The sequence below is a fragment of the Nonomuraea sp. NPDC001831 genome, assembly GCF_042892035.1.
In the GTDB taxonomy this organism is placed as follows: domain Bacteria; phylum Actinomycetota; class Actinomycetes; order Streptosporangiales; family Streptosporangiaceae; genus Nonomuraea.
Window position 1 is genome coordinate 91,590 of record NZ_JBIATU010000003.1, and the last position, 18,582, is coordinate 110,171.

13 protein-coding genes and 1 riboswitch are annotated in these 18,582 nt (G+C 71.8%); all 13 genes read right to left on the reverse strand.

The window, feature by feature from the left end; translation table 11 throughout:
* Positions 1-8: 8 nt before the first annotated feature.
* A riboswitch (FMN riboswitch) is annotated at positions 9-139 on the reverse strand.
* 77 nt (positions 140-216) lie between these two features.
* Positions 217-1,029: an oxygenase MpaB family protein gene (locus ACFYYW_RS11395; protein WP_352327118.1), complete on the reverse strand. Its 813-nt coding sequence runs from the start codon at positions 1,027-1,029 to the stop codon at positions 217-219.
* An 88-nt stretch (positions 1,030-1,117) separates the two neighbouring features.
* Positions 1,118-2,827 carry an ABC transporter family substrate-binding protein gene (locus tag ACFYYW_RS11400; protein ID WP_352322580.1) on the reverse strand — a complete coding sequence of 570 codons (1,710 nt, stop codon included), beginning with the start codon at positions 2,825-2,827 and terminating at the stop codon, positions 1,118-1,120.
* On the reverse strand, positions 2,824-4,893 hold the full coding sequence (locus ACFYYW_RS11405) for a dipeptide ABC transporter ATP-binding protein (RefSeq protein ID WP_387647454.1): 2,070 nt from the start codon (positions 4,891-4,893) through the stop codon (positions 2,824-2,826). The genes ACFYYW_RS11400 and ACFYYW_RS11405 overlap by 4 nt, the downstream gene beginning before the upstream one ends.
* Positions 4,890-5,729 carry an ABC transporter permease gene (locus tag ACFYYW_RS11410; protein ID WP_352322582.1) on the reverse strand — a complete coding sequence of 280 codons (840 nt, stop codon included), beginning with the start codon at positions 5,727-5,729 and terminating at the stop codon, positions 4,890-4,892. The genes ACFYYW_RS11405 and ACFYYW_RS11410 overlap by 4 nt, the downstream gene beginning before the upstream one ends.
* Entirely contained in the window at positions 5,730-6,707 is a 978-nt protein-coding gene (locus ACFYYW_RS11415) for an ABC transporter permease (protein ID WP_352322583.1), read from the reverse strand.
* Positions 6,708-7,658: 951 nt separating this feature from the next.
* On the reverse strand, positions 7,659-8,312 hold the full coding sequence (rpe, locus tag ACFYYW_RS11420; protein WP_352322584.1) for a ribulose-phosphate 3-epimerase: 654 nt from the start codon (positions 8,310-8,312) through the stop codon (positions 7,659-7,661).
* Positions 8,313-8,398: 86 nt separating this feature from the next.
* A complete protein-coding gene (locus ACFYYW_RS11425) occupies positions 8,399-9,925 on the reverse strand; it encodes an RsmB/NOP family class I SAM-dependent RNA methyltransferase (RefSeq protein ID WP_387647457.1) in 1,527 nt (508 codons plus the stop codon).
* Positions 9,912-10,841, reverse strand: a complete 930-nt coding sequence (gene fmt, locus ACFYYW_RS11430; RefSeq protein ID WP_387647460.1) for a methionyl-tRNA formyltransferase — start codon at positions 10,839-10,841, stop codon at positions 9,912-9,914. Before fmt ends, ACFYYW_RS11425 begins: the two co-directional genes overlap by 14 nt.
* A 2-nt stretch (positions 10,842-10,843) precedes the next feature.
* Positions 10,844-11,392 carry a peptide deformylase gene (def, locus tag ACFYYW_RS11435; protein WP_387647461.1) on the reverse strand — a complete coding sequence of 183 codons (549 nt, stop codon included), beginning with the start codon at positions 11,390-11,392 and terminating at the stop codon, positions 10,844-10,846.
* A 38-nt stretch (positions 11,393-11,430) separates the two neighbouring features.
* Positions 11,431-12,777 (reverse strand): hypothetical protein, encoded by a 1,347-nt coding sequence (locus ACFYYW_RS11440; protein ID WP_352322588.1) that lies wholly within the window; start codon positions 12,775-12,777, stop codon positions 11,431-11,433.
* Between the two features lie 37 nt (positions 12,778-12,814).
* Positions 12,815-14,284 (reverse strand): hypothetical protein, encoded by a 1,470-nt coding sequence (locus tag ACFYYW_RS11445; protein WP_387647464.1) that lies wholly within the window; start codon positions 14,282-14,284, stop codon positions 12,815-12,817.
* Positions 14,285-14,333: 49 nt separating this feature from the next.
* Positions 14,334-16,946 carry a primosomal protein N' gene (locus ACFYYW_RS11450; protein ID WP_387647467.1) on the reverse strand — a complete coding sequence of 871 codons (2,613 nt, stop codon included), beginning with the start codon at positions 16,944-16,946 and terminating at the stop codon, positions 14,334-14,336.
* A gap of 390 nt (positions 16,947-17,336) precedes the next feature.
* A complete protein-coding gene (gene metK, locus ACFYYW_RS11455) occupies positions 17,337-18,524 on the reverse strand; it encodes a methionine adenosyltransferase (protein WP_352322591.1) in 1,188 nt (395 codons plus the stop codon).
* Between the last annotated feature and the right edge of the window lie 58 nt (positions 18,525-18,582).

The window sequence follows — 18,582 nt, forward strand, 5'->3', positions numbered from 1 at the left end:
CGGACACCTCGCGCGCTTCCTCCCATCCGGACTTTAACCGTCGGTCCCGGAATTTCACCGGGTCAACCGGCCGATGGCATCGGCCGGGTCGCGGACTGTAACCGCCGGTTCGGACTTTCACCGACCCCGGAGCACGCTAGCTCTCTTCTTGTACCAGTTTGCCATGCCGATTACGGAAAGCGCGACCGCCCCCGTGCTATTTGAACAAGCGCTCGCTCAGGCAGCCATCAACTTGCGCGCCCGCCGGGCCGAGGGCGCGTAGCGGACCTGCTCGGGGACCAGGCCGATGCCGGTGTGCAGGGCGCGCAGCGTGGCCGAGGCCCACAGGTCGCCGACGGGCGTGGCGGGCAGGCCGTACAGGCGGCGGGCCCAGCGCGGCAGCGTGGCCAGGGCCAGCACGGTCAGCGCGGGCACGGCGGGCCGCAGCGCGGACAGCGCGCCGGGCAGCGGCGTGTGCAGCGACAGCCGCAGCGGGTGGGCCGCCTCGGGCACGAGCCGCAGCCCCGGACGCCGGCCGTCGATGTAGGCGCGCAGCTCGGCCACCGAGCCCGGCACGTCGTCCCCGTCCAGGCCCACGACCTCGGCGGCGCGCCGCCACTCGGCGACGAACCGGTCGGCGTCGGCGTCGGACAGCCGCACGCCGGCACGGCGGGCCACCGTCAGGTAGGAGTCGACCTCGCCGACGTGCACCCAGCGCAGCGCCTCGGGGTCGTCGAGGTGGTAGGTCTCGCCGGTGTCGGGGTCGCGGGCGGTCAGCGTGGCGTGGATCCTGCGCACCCGGCGGCCGGCCCGCTCCACCTCCGCGCGCGTGCCGTACGTGCGCACCCGGACGAACTCGCTGGTCCGCAGGAAGCGCGACCACGCCTCGGCCGGGTCGAGCAGCGCCGAGTTCTGCAGCACGCCGCGCATCGCCCGGGGGTGCAGCCCCTGCATCAGCAGCGCGCGGAAGCCGCCGACGAGCTGGATCGGCTCCCCCATCACCCGCCAGGTCACCGACTCGGGGCCGAAGATCCCATAGTCGTCGTCCATAAGTGAACAGTTACCCCAATAGGTGGTGAAGCATGCAGAAAACCCCCGGCCGGGAACCGGCCGGGGGTTTTCGTCGAGGCTACGGAGATCAGCCGGTGAAGCCGATCGCCGTGTAGTCGCGGGCCTGGTACCCGAAGGTGCCGAAGTTGGCCAGCGTCTTCTTGGTCGCCTGGATGGCCGGACGCTGGTACAGCGGGATGGTGTGCACCTGGTCCCAGATCAGCTTGTCGGCGGCGTTGGCCAGCTGGTAGGCCTTGGTCTGGTCCATCTCACCGACAGCGGCGTCGATCGCGGCGTCCAGCGCCGGGTCGCTGCCCTTGGGGAAGTTCGACTCGGAGCCGGTCTTGTAGATCTGCGGCAGGCCGCCGAGGGGCAGCGGCGTGCCGATCCAGGAGAACGGCACCAGGTCGAAGTCGCCCTTGATGATGTAGTCGGTGAAGAACTTGTCATCGGGGACCGGACGGATCGTCAGCTTGATCCCGGCCTCCTTGAGCATGGCCTGGGTGAGCTCGCCCTCGGTCTTGGCGTACGGCACGCCCGCCGGGACGACGAAGTTCAGCGAGAACTCCTTGCCGTCCTTCTTGCGGACGTCGCCCTCCTGCTTCCAGCCGGCCGCGTCGAGCAGCTCCTTGGCCTTGGGCAGGTTGTACTTGCCCAGCTCGCCGGAGTTGTCGACGTACGCCTTGTGGTTGTTCATGAAGACGTGGTTGCCCAGCGTCTGCAGCGGCCAGTCCATGTCCTTGAGGTCGGACTGCGTGATCACGTCACGGTTGATCGCGTACGCGACGGCCTGGCGGACCGACTTGTCCTTCAGGAACTCGCTCTGGTTGTTGACGGTGATGTGCCGCCAGTTCGGGCTGAGCGACTTGCGGATGTCCACGTTCGGGACTTCCTTGGCCCGCTTGAGGTCGGCCGGGCTGCCCGGCGGGATCTCCACCGCGTCCAGCTCGTCGTTGGCGAAGGCGTTCACCTGCGCGGCGGGCGTCTCGATGGTCCGGTAGATGACCTTGTCGAGCTTGGGCTTGCGGCCCCACCACTTGTCGTCGCGCACCACGGTGAGGGTCTTGGTGCCCTCGTTGATGCTCTCGACCTTGAAGGGCCCGGCGGTGACCGGGATCTTCTGCAGGTAGTCCTTCTCGTACTTCTCCGGGGTCTCCATGTGGGAGGCCGGGTAGAGGTGCGGCGAACGGGAGAACTGGCCCTGCCACTCGGGGTAGTTCTTGCCGTAGGTCACGATGGCGACCTTGTCGGAGTCACCCTTGGTGATCGACTCGATGCGGTCCCAGCCGTCGGTGGAGGCCGGCTTGAACTTCTTGTTCTTGCCGTTGTTGGCCTTCCACGCCGCCTCGAGGTCCTTCCAGGTGATCGGCGTGCCGTCCGACCACTGGGCCTTCTCGTTCAGCGTGTAGGTGACGACCTGCTTGCCCGACGACAGGTCCATCTTGACGTCGGTGAGGTAGTCGGGGTTCGCCTTGAAGTTGGCCTGGGAGTCGGCGACCATCAACATCGGCATCAGGGAGTCCAGCATGTCCGCCGTGTCCAGCTGGTTGCCGTCGACGTGGTTGCCGTTCCACTGGCTCGGCCACTGGCCGACCGCCAGGGTGAGCGTGCCGCCGTCCTTGACCTGCTCGTACGGGACGGGGTTGATCGAGATGCCCGGCAGCTCCGACATCTGCTTCTGAGCCTGCTGCGACTGCTCGGCGCTCGGCTTCTTGGCCTCGCCGCCACCACCGCCACAAGCCGCCGCGGCCATGGCGAGGACGGCGATTCCCGCCGCCGCCCGGTAACGAACCTTCACTTTTCCTCCTGATCGTCCGAGGCCGTGATGACCTCGACTTCCTCCGCGTAGTGGCAGGCGGCGCCGTGGTCCACGGCGGTCGCGAGCCGGGCAACCGAGGGCTCTTCGTCCACGCAGCGCCGGCGTTCGGCCTCGGTGAGGAGGGCGAACTTGGGGCAACGCGTGCGGAACCGGCAACCCGATGGCGGGTCGGCCGGGCTGGGCAGGTCGCCTTCGAGCAGGATCCGCTTGCGCGTGCGCTCCATCTCGGGGTCGGGCAGCGGGATCGCTGACAGCAGCGCCTGCGTGTAGGGGTGCGCGGGGCGGTCGTAGACCTCCTCGACCGTGCCGATCTCGGCGATCCTGCCGAGGTACATGACCGCGACGCGGTCGGCCAGATGCCGGACCACGGCCAGGTCGTGCGCCACGAACAGGTACGACAGCCCCAGGGTGTTCTTCAGCTCGTCCAGCAGGTTGATCACGCCGGCCTGGATGGACACGTCCAGTGCCGAGACCGGCTCGTCCAGGACGAGCAGCTTGGGCTCCAGGGCCAGGGCGCGGGCGATGCCGATGCGCTGGCGCTGGCCGCCGGAGAAGCTCTGCGGGTAGCGCTCGGCGTACTCGGGCGCCAGCCCCACCAGTTCGAGCAGCTCGGCGACCCGCTGCTTGACGTTCTTGCGCCCGTGGGCGCGCAGCGGCTCGGCGATGATGTCGCCGACCGGCATGCGCGGGTCGAGCGCCGCCATCGGGTCCTGGAAGACGATCTGCAGGTCGCTCCTGAGCGCCTTGCGCCCGGACGGGCCGAGCTTGGCGCTGTCCTGGCCGAGCACGACGATCCGGCCGCTCTGCGGCGGGGCGAGCTGCATGATCTGCTGCAGGGTCGTGGTCTTGCCGCAGCCCGACTCGCCGACCAGGGCCAGCGTCTCGCCCTCGGCGATGTCGAAGCTGATGCCGTCCACGGCGTGCACGGTGCCGACGCGGCGCTTGAACACCGCGCCCTTCATCAGCGGGTAGTGCCGGATGAGGTTGTCCAGCTCCAGCACGGTCGCGCGCTGCTCGCGCGGCACGCGGACCACCTCGCTGACCGGGATGACCGGGACCGGGAACACGTCCGTGCCGGTCAGGCCCTTGTACTCGATCTCGCGGGAGCGGATGCAGGCGACGTGCCTGCCGCCGCCGACGTCGGTGAGCGGGGGCTCCTCGTCGTCGCACGAGTCGATCTTCATCGGGCAGCGCGGCGCGAACGGGCAGCCCGGCGGCAGCGCCGCCGGGGAGGGCGGGTTGCCCTCGATCGGCACCAGCGGCCCCTCCTCGCCGTCGATCCTGGGGATCGAGGCGAGCAGTCCCATCGTGTACGGCATCCGCGGCCGGTAGTAGATGTCGTCGACGTTGCCCTGCTCGACCGGCTTGCCGGCGTACATGACCAGCACCCGGTCGGCCATGCCCGCGACGACGCCCAGGTCGTGCGTGATCATGACGATGCCGGCGCCCGTCTCGCGCTGGGCGGTCTTGAGCACCTCCAGCACCTGGGCCTGGATGGTCACGTCGAGCGCGGTGGTCGGCTCGTCGCAGATCAGCAGGTCGGGGTCGTTGGCGATGGCCATCGCGATCATCGCGCGCTGGCGCATGCCGCCGGAGAACTCGTGCGGGAACGCCTTGGCCCGCACGTCCGGGTGCGGGATGCCGACCAGGTCGAGCAGTTCGACGGCGCGCTTGGCGGCCTTGTCCTTGCCCAGCTTCTGGTGGACGCGCAGCGCCTCGGAGATCTGGTCGCCGATCGTGTAGACGGGCGTGAAGGCCGACAGCGGATCCTGGAAGATCATGCTCATCGACTTGCCGCGGACCTTGACCAGGTCGTCTTCCTTCATCCCGATCAGCTCCTGGCCGTGGAGCTTGACCGAGCCGCTGATCTGGGCGTTGCGCGGCAGCAGACCCATGATCGCCAGGGACGTCACGGACTTGCCCGAACCGGACTCGCCCACGATGCCCAGGACCTCGCCGCGGGCGACCTCGTAGCTGACGCCGCGCACGGCCTCGATGCCGCCGGGGAACGTCACGGTGAGGTCTTGAACCTCCAGGATGCTCATGAGTTGCTCCCCGGGTCGAGTGCGTCGCGCAGGCCGTCTCCGATGAGGTTGATGCTCAGGACCAGCAGCACCAGGAGCCCGGCGGGGAAGGCGAACAGCCAGGGGTAGCCGGTGGCGTTGCGGGAGCCCTCGGCGATCAGCGTGCCGAGCGAGACGTCGGGCGGCTGGATGCCGAAGCCGAAGAAGGACAGCGCGGCCTCGCCGATGACCGCGCCACTCACGTTGAGGGTGGCGTCGATGATCAGCAAGGAGGACAGGTTCGGCACGATGTGCCGGAAAATGATCTTCCAGCGGGGGATGCCCATGTAGACGGCCGCCTGCACGTACTCGCGCTCACGGAGCGAGAGCGTCATGCTGCGCACCACCCTGGAGGTGATCATCCAGGCGAACGCCGCCAGCAGGACCACGAACCAGAGCCAGGAGGCGCCGCGCAGGCGCGGCGAGGCGATCGCGATGATCAGGAAGCTGGGCAGGACGAGGAGCAGGTCCACGCCCCACATGAGGACGCGGTCCACCCAGCCGCCGAAGTACCCGGCGAAGGCGCCGACCATCGCGGCCAGGCCGGTCGAGATGAGCGCCACGAGCAGGCCGATGATGATCGACTTCTGCATGCCGCGCAGGGTGACGGCGTACATGTCCTGGCCGATCGAGGTGGTGCCCCACCAGTGGTCGGACGAGGGAGCCGACAGGAAGGCGAGGAAGTCCTTGTCCTTCCAGTCGTAGGCGCCGAAGTAGGGGCCGAGGTAGGCCAGCGCCACCAGCAGCACCAGGGCGATGAAGCCGTAGCGGGCCTGCCGGTTGCGCAGCATCCGCCCGAGAACAACCTTGGAACGCACTTAGCTCACCCGCACTCGAGGGTCGAGGGCCGCCACCAGCAGGTCCGACAGGAAGCCGGCGAACAGGACGCAGACGGAGGCGAACATGCTGACCGCGGCCACCGAGTTCACGTCGTTCTGGTTGATCGAGTCGACCAGCCAGGCGCCCATGCCGTTCCAGGCGAAGATCTTCTCGGTGAAGGTGGCGCCGGTGAGCATCGTGCCGAAGGCGAAGGCGAAGTACGTGGCCGCGGGGATCAGCGCGGTGCGCAGCGCGTGCTTGACCAGGGCCGTCCTGCGCCGCAGGCCCTTGGCCATCGCGGTGCGGACGAAGTCCTGGCCGAGCACGTCCAGCATCATGTTGCGCTGGATGCGGCTGTAGAAGGCGATCGAGCCCAGGCTGAGCGAGATGGTCGGCAGGATCAGGTGGTTCAGCCGGTTGGTGAACTGCTCCCAGCCGGACAGCTTGGGGTTGTACTCGCCGGTGAACTCGATCAGCGAGAAGCCGAGCCCGCGGTTGAGGTTGTAGGCGGCGATCGCGAGCAGCGTGGCCAGCACGAACACCGGCACCGCCATGATCACGAACGAGCCGACCCCGATCGCCCGGTCGGATATCCGGTACTGCTTGACCGCCGACAGTGCGCCGAGCGCCACTCCGAGGACGAACCCCAGGATCGTGCCCACCAGCAGCAGCCGGAGGCTGACGAAGATCCGCCGGCCCATCTCGTCGTTGACCGAACCGCCGTTCCAGGTCTTGCCGAAGTCACCCGTGACGACGCCCTTGGCCCAGGTCGCGTAGCGCTCCAGGACGGGCGTCTTGTCGTTGAGGTTGTAGCTGTCGAGGGTGGCGTCGATGACTTCCTCGGCGACAGGAGGCTGGCGGCCTTCATACGCGCCGCGAGGGTTCATGGTCGTCGCGGCGAGCATGTAAGCCAAGCTGGCCGCGATCGCGACCAAGATCAGATTGATCGCCAACCTGCGGAGCAGGTACTTGCCCATTACCCTCCGTTCGCACTGAACGAGGGCCCGGAAACCCCGGTAGGAGAAGACCCCCGCAATGGAAAAAGACCGTCTTACGCCGCGAAAAGTCATGACGCGGAACGGCGATCAAAACGCAGGATATCTAGCCAAACATCACAGTCAGCAATAGTTCGACATAACGGTAAGGTCACTAAGCATGGTGGCAGCCTGCCGTCGATCATGGGTCCGTAGGGGGGTTGAGCTGGGGAAACGTGCGCTACCAAGATCGGTAACCGGCGCTATCGGATCAGCGTATGTCACAGAATCCTGACAAAAAATAACCCAATCTCTAAGTGACGCAGGTCATACTGATCAATAGACTGAGGATTCGTATTTTGCGACGTCGCGGCTTTTGATCTCAGGCGGGTGGCCGGGACGGGCCGGTCCGCGGGCACGCTGCCGCCCGCCCCGAAGACGTCCCCGGGACGCTCCCCCCACGCTCACGCTCCGCTCACCACCCCAGCGCCGCCGGCCCCTCGCCTCAAGACCGGCCCTGCCCCGCCCCCCGCACCAAGCGGTCCTCACACTCCCACCAGGCCCGCCCCCTCGGCGCCTGCGCACCTCCGCCCAAGCCGACCTGCATTGGACTCCACTTCCCCTGGGCCCGCACCCCGAGCGGGTCTGCACACCGCTGGGCCTGCAACTCCTCGGGGCCCGCACCTTCGGTGAGCCTGCGCTTCCCAGTGGGCTCGCGCCTCCCAGCGGACCGAGGCGCGACGGCAGGAGTGTGGTGCGCTCCTTGCGGAAAACCCGCGGGAGTGCCTGAGGCACCTGGCGAAGGTTCCGCCCAGGGGGCGGCGTACGCCTCCTGGAGAGGCGAAGGAGCCACGGACCTGCGCGGAGCACGCCTCACGCAGGGGTGGAGGGGCCACGGGAGCGCGCGGGGCACGCCCGTGGCGGCGGGCAAGGGCAGCGGTGAACGGGGAAGGGTCAGCGGGTGGCGGCGGCGCGGAGGGCGTCGATGGCAGCCACCGGGTCGGCGGCCCCGTAGACGGCGCTGCCGGCCACGAACACGTCGGCGCCCGCCTCCGCGCAGCGCTCGATCGTCTCGGCCGTCACACCCCCGTCGACCTGCAGCCAGATCGACCCGCCGTGCCGCTCGATCAGAGCCCGCGCCGCCCGCACCTTCGGCAGCACCATGTCCAGGAACTTCTGCCCCCCGAACCCGGGCTCGACCGTCATCAGCAGCAGCATGTCGATCTCACCGAACAGCCCCTCGAACGGCTCCACCGCCGTGGCCGGGTTGAGCGCGAGCCCCGCCCTGGCGCCGAGCGACCGGATCTCGCGCAACGTCCGCACCGGCGCCTTGGACGCCTCCGCGTGGATGGTCACACTGCCCGCCCCGGCCTCGGCGTACTGGGGGGCCCAGCGGTCGGGGTCGGCGATCATGAGGTGGCAGTCGAGGGGTGTCTGGGTGGCTTTGCGCAGGGACTCCACCACGGGCAGCCCGAGAGTGAGATTGGGCACGAAGTGGTAGTCCATGACATCCACGTGCAGCCAGTCGGCGTTCGGCACGGCGGCGGCCTCGTCGGCCAGCCGCGCGAAGTCGGCGGCGAGGATGCTGGGCGAGATCTGTACGGCCATGATGCGCCAGTCTATTGAACCGCCCGCTCCCCCCTCGACACCCCTCCCACCCCCGCCACCACTCGGGCAAGAGCGGGCGGGCGGGGTCAGGGGCGTTTGCGGAGGAGGGCCAGGAACATGGCGTCCGTGCCGTGGCGGTGGGGCCAGAACTGCGCGTGCGGCCCGTCGCCGAGCCCGTCGACCTCCGGCAGGTAGTCGCGCGCGTCGAGCTGCTCCACGTCGCCCCTGCGGCCCATGACGTCGCCGACCACGACGCGCGTCTCGGCCAGGTGCGGCGAGCAGGTCACGTACGCCACCACCCCACCCGGGCGCACGGCGTCGAGGGCCGTGCCGAGCAGCCGCCGCTGCAACGCGCCCAGTTCGGCGATGCTGGCCGGGTCGCGCCGCCACCGGGCCTCCGGACGCCGCCGCAGCGCGCCCAGCCCCGTGCAGGGGGCGTCGAGCATGACCCGGTCGAACACCCCGGGCCGCCAGGCGGGTTCGGTGCCGTCAGCGGTGACGACCGAGGCGGTCCTGGTGGTCTGCCAGACCAGCCGCGCCCGGTGGTACTGCACGTCGGCGGCCAGCACGCGCGCCCCACCGGGGAACGCCACGGGACCGCCGCCCGCCGCACCGCCGACGCTCACCGCGGCGCCGTCGGCCGCCGCACCGCCGTCGCCCGGACGGCGCTCACCGTCGCCCGGACGGCTCTCGCCGTCGAGACCCGCCAGGTCGCCGTACGTGGCGACGGCGTCGAGCAGGCCCGCCTTGCCGCCCGGCCCGGCGCACATGTCGAGCCAGAGCTCGTCCTCGCCGTCGAGCGGCACGCGGGTCAGGGCCAGCGCCACCAGCTGGCTGGCTTCGTCCTGGACGGCCGCGCGGGTCTCGGCCACGGCTTCGATCTGCCCGGGGTCGCCCTCGCGCAGGTAGGCCGCGTACGGTGAGTAGCGGCCGGGCGCGGCGCCGGACTCGGCCAGCTCGGCCACCGAGCTGCGCCCCGGCCGGGCCACCAGCGTCACCAGCGGCCGGACGTTGTCGGCGTCGAGCAGGTCGGCCAGTTCCCCGCCGCCGCCCAGCGCGTCGCGGAAGGCCGAGACGATCCACCGGGGATGCCCGTAGGCGACGGCCAGATGGCCGACCGGGTCGTGGTCGGAGTCGGGCGCGACGATGGGGATCCAGTCCTCCAGCTCGCGCGAGCCGATCTTGCGCAGCACCGCGTTGACGAACTTGGCCGCGCCCTGGCCGACGCGCAGGCGTACGAGATCGACGGTGGTGCCGACGGCGGCGTGCGGCGGGACGCGCATGCGCAGGAGCTGGTGGGCCCCCAGCCGCAGGGCGTCGCGCACGGCCGGGTCGGGCGCGCGGTCGCTGCACATCTCGATGATCGCGTCGTAGGTGCCGAGGCCGCGCAGCGTGCCGTAGGCCAGCTCGGTGGCCAGCGCCGCGTCACGCCCCCGGATGTCGCGCTCGCGCAGCAGCCGCGGCAGGAGCAGGTTGGCGTAGGCGTCGCGCTCGTCGACGGCCCGCAGGAGGTCGAAGGCCGCGTTGCGGGCGTGGTCGCGGGCAGGGCGGCGCGGACGGGGCTTGGTGCCCGTGGGGCCGCCCGTCGACCGGCGGGGCTCACGCGAAGGCATCGTCACCCGCAAGCCGGACGCCGCGCGCCCACTCGACCGCGCCCATCGCCCGCTTGCCCTGCGGCTGCACCTCGCCCAGCTCGACCGGGTCGGTGGCGGTGCCGACGAGCACGTGGCTCTTCGTGGCCAGGATCCGGCCGGGCGCGAGCCGGTCGGCCTGGACGGCGACCTTGGCCGGCCCCAGCTTCACCCGCTGGCCCCTGAACTCGCTCCACGCCCCCGGGCCGGGGGTGCAGGCGCGGATCAGGCGGTCGACCCGCATGGCGGGCTTGGACCAGTCGACCCGCGCGTCGGCGACGTTGATCTTGGGTGCCATCGTCACGCCGTCGAGCGGCTGGGGACGGGCCTCCAGCGCGCCGTCCTCGACGCCGTCGAGCGTGGCGGCCAGCAGGCCGGCGCCGGAGACCGACAGGCGTTCGAGCAGGGAGCCGCTGGTGTCGTGGGTCAGGATCTCCTCGGTGACGACCCCGTAGACCGGGCCCGCGTCGAGCTCCTTGACGATCTGGAACGTCGTCGCGCCGGTGATCTCGTCGCCGTGCAGCACCGCGTGCTGGACGGGCGCCGCGCCGCGCCAGGCGGGCAGGACCGAGAAGTGCAGGTTGATCCAGCCGTGGCGGGGCACGTCGAGGGCCGACTGCGGCAACAGCGCGCCGTAGGCCACCACCGGGCAGCAGTCGGGCTCCAGCGCGCGCAGCGTGTCGAGGAAGGCGGGATCGCCGACCTTGGCCGGGCGCAGCACCTCGATGCCGGCCTCCTCCGCGAGCTCGGCCACCGGCGAGGGGTGGACCTTGCGCCCCCGCCCTGACTGGGCGTCGGGACGGGTGATGACGGCCACGACCTCGTGCCGGGGCGAGTCGATCAGCATGCGCAGCGACGGCAGCGCCGTCCGGGGTGTGCCCGCGAAGACCAGCCGCATCGTCAGAGCGCCCTTCCGCCGGTGGCGTGCGGCGACATCTTGATCACGGGGGCGGACAGGCCGCTCCACTCGGCCTCGCGGATCGCCTTCATGGCCAGCTTGCGCTGCTTGGGGTCCATGCGGTCGATGAACAGGATGCCGTCGAGGTGGTCGGTCTCGTGCTGGAAGCAGCGGGCCATCAGGTCGGTGCCCTCCAGCGTGACCGGCTCGCCGTGCATGTCGAAGCCCTTGGCCACGGCGCGGACGGCGCGCGGCGTCGGGTAGGACAGGCCGGGGAAGGACAGGCAGCCCTCCTCGCCGTCCTCGTCGAGGTCGGCGGACAGGTCGAGGTCGGGGTTGACGAGGTGGCCGAGCCGGTCGTCGACGTAGTAGGTGAACACCCGCAGGCCGACGCCGATCTGCGGGGCCGCCAGGCCCGCGCCCGGGGCGTCCATCATCGTGTCGGTGAGGTCCTTGACCAGCTTGCGGAGCTCCTTGTCGAAGTCGACGACCGGGGCCGCCGCGGTGCGCAGCACCGGATCTCCGAACAGCCGGATCGACTGGATCGCCAAGGGGCTCACTCCTGTTCTCGAACGTGGATCAGCCCAGTTTACCGGCGATGGGCCGGCGGCCGGTCGTGGCGCAGGGAGCGGGCCTTCATCGCGGCCTTGCGCGCCGCCTTGGCCACCGCCCGGTCGTCGTGGGAGCCGGCGAGCATGTCGAGGACGGCCAGCGTGTCGGGGTGGCCGACCGCGGGCATCTCGCCGACGAGCTTGATCAGGTCTTCGCCCGGCTCGGGCATGTCGAGGCGGCCCGCGGCCGGGCCGGACAGGTGCATGAGCGCGGCGAGGTTGTCCACCGCGATCCAGGTGTGGTCCTCGGGGCTGAGCGGCGGGGCCTCCAGGTCGCGGATGTGCAGCCAGGAGGCGGCGTAGCGGCGCATGAGCGGGTGGTCGAGCGCCTGCCGGACGGGCTGCTCGGCCTCGGGACCCAGCTCCTCCAGGATCGCGCCGACCGCGCCGCGCTGCCCGGCGGTGCCGGAGGCGGCGATCTCGATCAGCTCGCGGGCGGCCGCCTCGGGGGGCCGCCGCTCCAGCCAGCCCGCCACGGCGCTCTGCGTGGCGGTGCCCTTCACCAGCGCCTCGACCAGCTCGGCGGCCGACAGGTCGGCGAAGACCTGCACCTCGGCGGCGGTGGGCGCGTCGTGGCCCTCGCGCAGCAGGTCGCGCCGGACGGCCCAGACCCCGAGCGGGGTGAGCGCCGTGCGCCCGGCCTCGGTCTGTTCCACCAGCCCGCAGTACGTCAGCAGCGAGAGCGCCTCCAGCAGCTCGGCCGGCAGCGCGGCGGCCAGCCTGCGCATCTCGACCGGGCCGGGCGCGCAGGCGACCTCGTGCGACTGCAGGATGCCCCTGGCCAGGTTGCCCACGGCGACACCGGAGCGCACCGAGTAGATCGTGGCCAGCATCTCGGCCAGGTGGTCGTCGACCACGGAGGAGCCGGTCAGGCCCTCGTCGGCGCGGTCGAGGACGTCCATCACCACGCCGTCCCAGAACTCCAGCGTGGCCTCGACCGTGAGCTGCATCGACAGCGGGCCGCGCGAGGCCCGGCCGCCCAGGATGCGCAGCAGGCCGGTGTTGACCGCGACGATCCAGATCAGCCGCAGCCGGGACTCCTGAAGCCCCAGCTCTTCGGCGGCGGCCCTGGCGTCGGACTCGCTGAGCATGCCGTCGGCGCCCACCTCGCGGCTGCCCGTCCAGGCGGTCAGCCGGATGGCGTCGGCGACGAGCGGCACCGCGGGCACCGCGCGGGCCAGCTCGGCGTCGCTCGCCAGCAGGACGGGCGGGAAGGTCAGCGCCTCGTGCTCCACGGAGGTCTCCTCAGGTGGCCGTGGAGGCACGGCGGCCTGCTCATCGATCAGCTTGCGCAGCTCGGCGAGGTCGAAGACATTGTTTGCCACCCAGGAAACTTACTGCACAGCAGTCACAAGGGCATACTCAACGGATGGCCCGGGAGCGCGCCTTGAACGCCGCCTTGCGCGCCGCCTTGGCCACCGTGTCGTCGGGGATGGAACGTCCGAGCAGCTCCAGAACCTCGACGACGTCGGGGTGGTCGACCCGCCACATCTCCTCGATCAGATGGGCCGGCGGACCGGACGCCGCCATGTTCTCGGCGAAGATCTCCGGATCCTCCCGCGCGGCGGGCATCGCCAGGGCGAGCATGTCGACGCTGACCCAGAGCAGTTCGTCCTGGGTGAGCGGCGGCGCGCCGAGACCACGTGCGGCCAGCCAGTGTATGACGTGCGGGCGCAACTCCTGGTCGTCGAGGTGGTCGCGCACCTGCGGCTCGGCCTCGGCGCCCAGCCGGTCGACGATGGTGATCGCGATGCCGCGGGCCACGGCGGGCGCGCCGGAGGCGGCGCTCAGCAGCTCGGCCGCGGCCTCGCCCGGCGCGCGGCCGGACAACCAGCGGGAGATGTCCTGCTCGGCCAGCTCGGCGGGCAGCCCTTCGAGCAGCCCCTCGATGAGACCGCGCGCGTCGGCCTCGCCCAGGTCGGGGGCGATCGGGGCGTCGAGGCCGAGCGAGAGGTAGTGTTCGCGCAGCCCCCAGACCGCCAGGGGCGTCAGCTGGGCCGCCTCGCCGTCGAGGCGGACCATGCCCCATCCGGCCAGCCGGTCGAGCGCCCCGGCCACGTCGATGCCGCCCTCGCCGGAGACCTCCTCCAGGTAGTCGGCGACGACCTCGAGCGGCACCGGCGCCTGGAGGCGGTAGAGCATGTCGAACAGGTCGTAGAGGCCGTCGTCGAGCTCGGCGTGGCCGGTGATCTCGCCGCCGGTGTCGTCCTCCAGCAGGCGGGCCACGGTGTCGGCCCAGGCGCGCAGCGGCTCGCCGTCGCCCGGCGGGGGGCCGCCGGCCAGCTTCGGAACGGTCCGCAGCGCCTCGACCAGCTCCGCCTCCGAGGCCAGCCGGACGGCGGGCAGCGGCGTGCAGCCCGGACAGTCGCACGGCGCCTCGCCCAGGTCGGGCAGCTCCCCGGACGGGATCGGCACCGCCTGTTCGAGCGATTCCGGCCCGATCGAGCTGAACAGGCTCTTGGCCATGCCGAAGTTGGCCGGGTCGGCGAGGGCCTCGGGCATGCGGGGGCCGATGTCGTCGAGCCGCGCGCGCATGCCGGCCACGGTGGCCGGGCTGGCGTGACCGGCCTCGCCGAGGTAGTCCACCAGCGTGCGGGCGGCCGCCACGGTCTCGGGCGCGCTCTCGGGCGGCGCGATCACCTTGCGCGGGTAGATGGACAGCAGCAGCTCGTCGAAGGTCTCCGGCGTGAAGTCGCGCAGTTCGTTGACGTTGAGATAGTCGCTGGCGTAGTCGCAGAGCAGGCGGACCTCGTCCGCGTCCACCTCGACTTCCCGCGCGCGCCCCCATGCGCGCAGGTCGTCGATGGCCTGGTTCACCCATTCGATCGACACAGGGGCACGCTAACGGCTGACCAACAGATGAGCGAATCGGGGAAACGGTCTAAATCAGGTCGAGTGGGTCGACACTCACCCTCACGACATCTGGTGTCTTACGCGCCGCACGCACCCCACTGGCCCCCTTGAGCGCGGCCGACAACGCCGCCCCGCCGCCGCGCCGTACCCGGATCATGGCCCGTTCCAGCCCCGACTCGTCCACCGGCACGGGACCGAGCACCTCGGCGTCCGGCGGCAGGCGCACCTCGTCGAGCATCTGCCGGACCGCGCTCGCCGAACCCGTCAGCGTCGCCATCCGCACGGCGGGCGGGAACCCCAGCTCGGCCCGGTCGCCCAGTTCGCGCTCGGCGTGCGTGATCGGATCCCACCGCAGCAGCGCCTGCACGGACGGCAGCCCGGCGTCCCCGAGCACCACCAGCTCGGCGGACGGCCGCAGCAGCGCGGCGGCGTTCATCCACCGGCGCAGCGTCTCCTCCCCCGCCCGCAGGTCGGCCCGGCCGAGCAGCGCCCACCCGTCGAGCAGCACGGCCGCCGCGTAGCCGCCCTCGGCCACCGGCTCGGCGCCGGGCGTGGCGACCACGAGGGCGCGCGCGGCGGGCACGCCGGCCAGCACCCCGTCGCGGCCCGAGGTGCGCACCGGCACCGACGGGAAGGCCCGCCCCAGCTCTTCGGCGGTGCGGCGGGCGCCGGTCACGACCGCCCGCAACCGGGGGCTGCCGCAGGACGGGCACCGCCAGTCCGCGTCGACCCGGCCGCACCAGCGACAGTAGGGGGCGGCGTGCCCGGCCCTGAGCGCGAGCGGCCCGTGACACAGCGACTCGCCGCTCCCGAGACCTTCCGGCGTCCCGCCCGCCGCGTCCGTGGCGGTGGCCAGAACTGCGGCGTCCGGCTCGGCCTCGCCGAGAGCCGCGGCCTGCCGGCCGCCGGCGACCGGCCCGGCCAGGTGCGGGGCGATCCTGGTCGGCGGCAGGACGCAGCGCGCCGGGGCGCGGCAGTGGCGGCAGGCCAGCGCCGGCAGGTAACCGCGCCTGGGCACCTGCACCAGCACCGGCCCGCTCTCCAGCCCCTGGCGCAGCGCCCGCCAGGCCAGGCTGGGCAGCCTCGCCTGCCGGGCCGCCTGGTCCTTGGCCAGCTCGGCGTCCTCACCGGCGGGACGCACCCGCGGGGCCAGGCTCCTGATCGTCGTGCGGGCGGCCACGATCGGCCTGGCCCAGCGCGCGGCGATGAGCTGGGTGGCCTCGGCCGTACGCGCGTAGCCGCCGATCAGCATGGCCGCGCCCGTCCGGTGGGCGCGCAGGCCGAGGACCTCCCTGGCGTGGGGGTAGGGGGCCAGGCGTTCGGCGTGCAGGTCGTCGCCGTCGTCCCAGATGGCCACCAGGCCGAGCTCGGCGACGGGGGCGAACATGGCGGCCCGGGTGCCCACGACGGCGCGCACCTGGCCTCTGAGGACCTTCAGCCATCGCCTGTACCGCTCGGCGGGCCCGAGGTCGGCCGTGAGCGCCACATGCCTGCCGGGGCCGAGCAGCCGCTCGAACTCGGCGTCCGCGAGCGCGACGTCCTTGCCGTCGGGCACCACGAGGACCGCTCCCCGGCCGCCGTCGAGGGTGGCGAGCACCGCCTCCGCCATGGCCACGGCCCATCCCGTGGCGCCGGGCAGCGCCGACCACACGGCCCGGGGGGCGCGGCCATGGCGCAGCGCGTCCAGGAAGGAGGGGCCGGTCGGGTAGGCGTCCCAGGCGCTCTTGCGACCGTCTCCCGGCCGCTCGGGGGCGTCCGTCCCGTTCACGCGCCGGGTGCCGGCCGCCGTCTCCAGTCCCCGTCCTGAGAAGGACGTGCCCTCCACGCCTCGCGCTCGCCCGGCCTCCGCAGGCGCACCGGAGGCGACGGGCGCCCCCGAAGCGACCTGCGCGACCGCGACAGCTCCGCTCCCAGCGGTTCGGACGATGCCGGGAACCCCACTCCCGGCCGCCTGCGCCGCGACGAGAGACGCGCTCCCGGCAGCCTGGGTCACGGTACGGGAAGCACCCTGCACCGCCTCGCCGGAGGGTGCGGGCGCTGGGCCCGGGTCGGCGGCGGACAGCTCGGCGGAGCCGGCCGGGGCCAGATTGGCGGGCGGCTCGGCGCGGGGCACCTCGGCATCGCGCAACTCGGCGGGTACCGGGCCGGCGGCGGCCGGGCCGGCCGGGGCCAGGTCGGCCGGGGCCGAAGTGGCGGGGGGCGGGACCTCGGCCTCGGCCTTGGCGTGGCGCGGCGGAACGGCCAGGCGCAGAACGTCGGTGAGGGTGCCCGCGTAACGGTCGGCCACCGCGCGGGCCAGGCCGGCGATCTCCGGCGTGAGCACCTGCTCGGGAGAGACCACCCGTTCCAGCGGCGTCAGCCTGCCCTCATGATCGCTCTCGTCGACCCGCTCCAGCAGGAACGCGTCGATCAGCTTGCCCGCGAACCGCACCCGCACCCGCACCCCCGGCCGGGCCGCCTCGTGCATGGCGGCGGGCACCAGGTAGTCGAAGGGCCGGTCGAGGTGCGGCAGCGGGCTGTCCACGACCACCCGCGCCACGGGCCGCTCGGGCGCCGCGACCACCGCCCCCTTGGTGTCCTTGGACGACGCAGGAGGCCGCACGGCGTCGAGCGGCAGGAGGGCGTCGTCGGAGTGGGTCACGCACTAACGTCTACCAGACCCCGCGCCCCGCCATCCCCACACCACCGGCGCACCCCCCGCACCGCCCCCGCCGACCACCCGCTCCCCCACCAGCCCGAACAGCGCAAGAGAAGCACACAGGACACGACAAGCACGCAGAACGACGCCCACCGCCGACGCCCGAGAAAGCAACCCGAGATCGTCACTGGGCCGCAGGCGCGGCAGAGCATCAGCCCAGCAGTCACCAGCGGGCCGGCAGCCCCAAGAGATCAGCAGTCACCGGCGAGCCCCAAGCCCTCAAGAGACCAGGCGAACGCCCGCACCGAACCACCCCGGCCGACGACAAGTGCCGCACCCCACCCTCGAAAGGGCCGGATGCGGCACCTGCGCAGAAACCAGAGACCGGGTAGGTCAGAGACCGGCAGCCGTCCGAAGCGCCTCGGCGCGGTCGGTGGACTCCCAGGAGAAGCCCTCACGGCCGAAGTGCCCGTACGCGGCGGTCTCGGAGTAGATCGGGCGCAGCAGGTCGAGGTCGCGGATGATCGCGGCCGGACGCAGGTCGAAGACGCGCAGCACGGCGGCCTGGATCTGCTCCACCGGCAGCTTCTCGGTGCCGAAGCACTCCACGAACAGGCCCACCGGCTGCGCCTTGCCGATCGCGTACGCGACCTGCACCTCGCACCGGTCGGCCAGCCCGGCCGCGACGACGTTCTTGGCCACCCAGCGCATCGCGTAGGCCGCCGAACGGTCGACCTTGGACGGGTCCTTGCCCGAGAACGCGCCGCCGCCGTGGCGGGCCATGCCGCCGTAGGTGTCGATGATGATCTTGCGGCCGGTCAGGCCGGCGTCGCCCATCGGGCCGCCGATCTCGAAGCGGCCGGTCGGGTTGACCAGCAGCCGGTAGCCCTCGGTCTCGATCTCCAGGCCGTCGAGCACGGGGTCGACCACGTGCTCCTTGATGTCGGGGGCGAGCATCTCCTTGAGGTCGATCTCGGCCGCGTGCTGGGTGGAGACGACCACGGTGTCGAGGCGGACGGGCTTGTCGCCGTCGTACTCGATGGTGACCTGGGTCTTGCCGTCGGGGCGCAGGTAGGGAACCTTGCCGGTCTTGCGGACCTCGGACAGGCGCTGGGCGAGCCGGTGCGCGAGCGTGATCGGCAGCGGCATCAGCTCCGGCGTCTCGCGGCAGGCGTAGCCGAACATCAGGCCCTGGTCGCCGGCGCCCTGACGGTCGAGCTCGTCGGCGTCGCCGCCCACGCGGTGCTCGTAGGCGTCGTCGACGCCCTGGGCGATGTCGGGCGACTGCGCGCCGATGGACACCGACACGCCGCAGGAGGCGCCGTCGAAGCCCTTGTGGGAAGCGTCGTAGCCGATCTCCAGGATCTTCTCCCGGATGACGCCGGGGATGTCGACGTAGGTCTCGGTCGTGACCTCGCCTGCGACATGGACCTGGCCGGTAGTGATCAGCGTCTCGACGGCGACCCGGCTCTTGGGGTCGTCCTTGAGCATGGCGTCGAGAATCGCGTCACTGATCTGGTCGGCGATCTTGTCCGGGTGGCCTTCGGTGACCGACTCGGAGGTGAACAGGCGACGTGACAACTCAGTGGCTCCTCATGCAGCGGCTGCTGACGGATGTGGGGCCCGGGACGGAAGAACA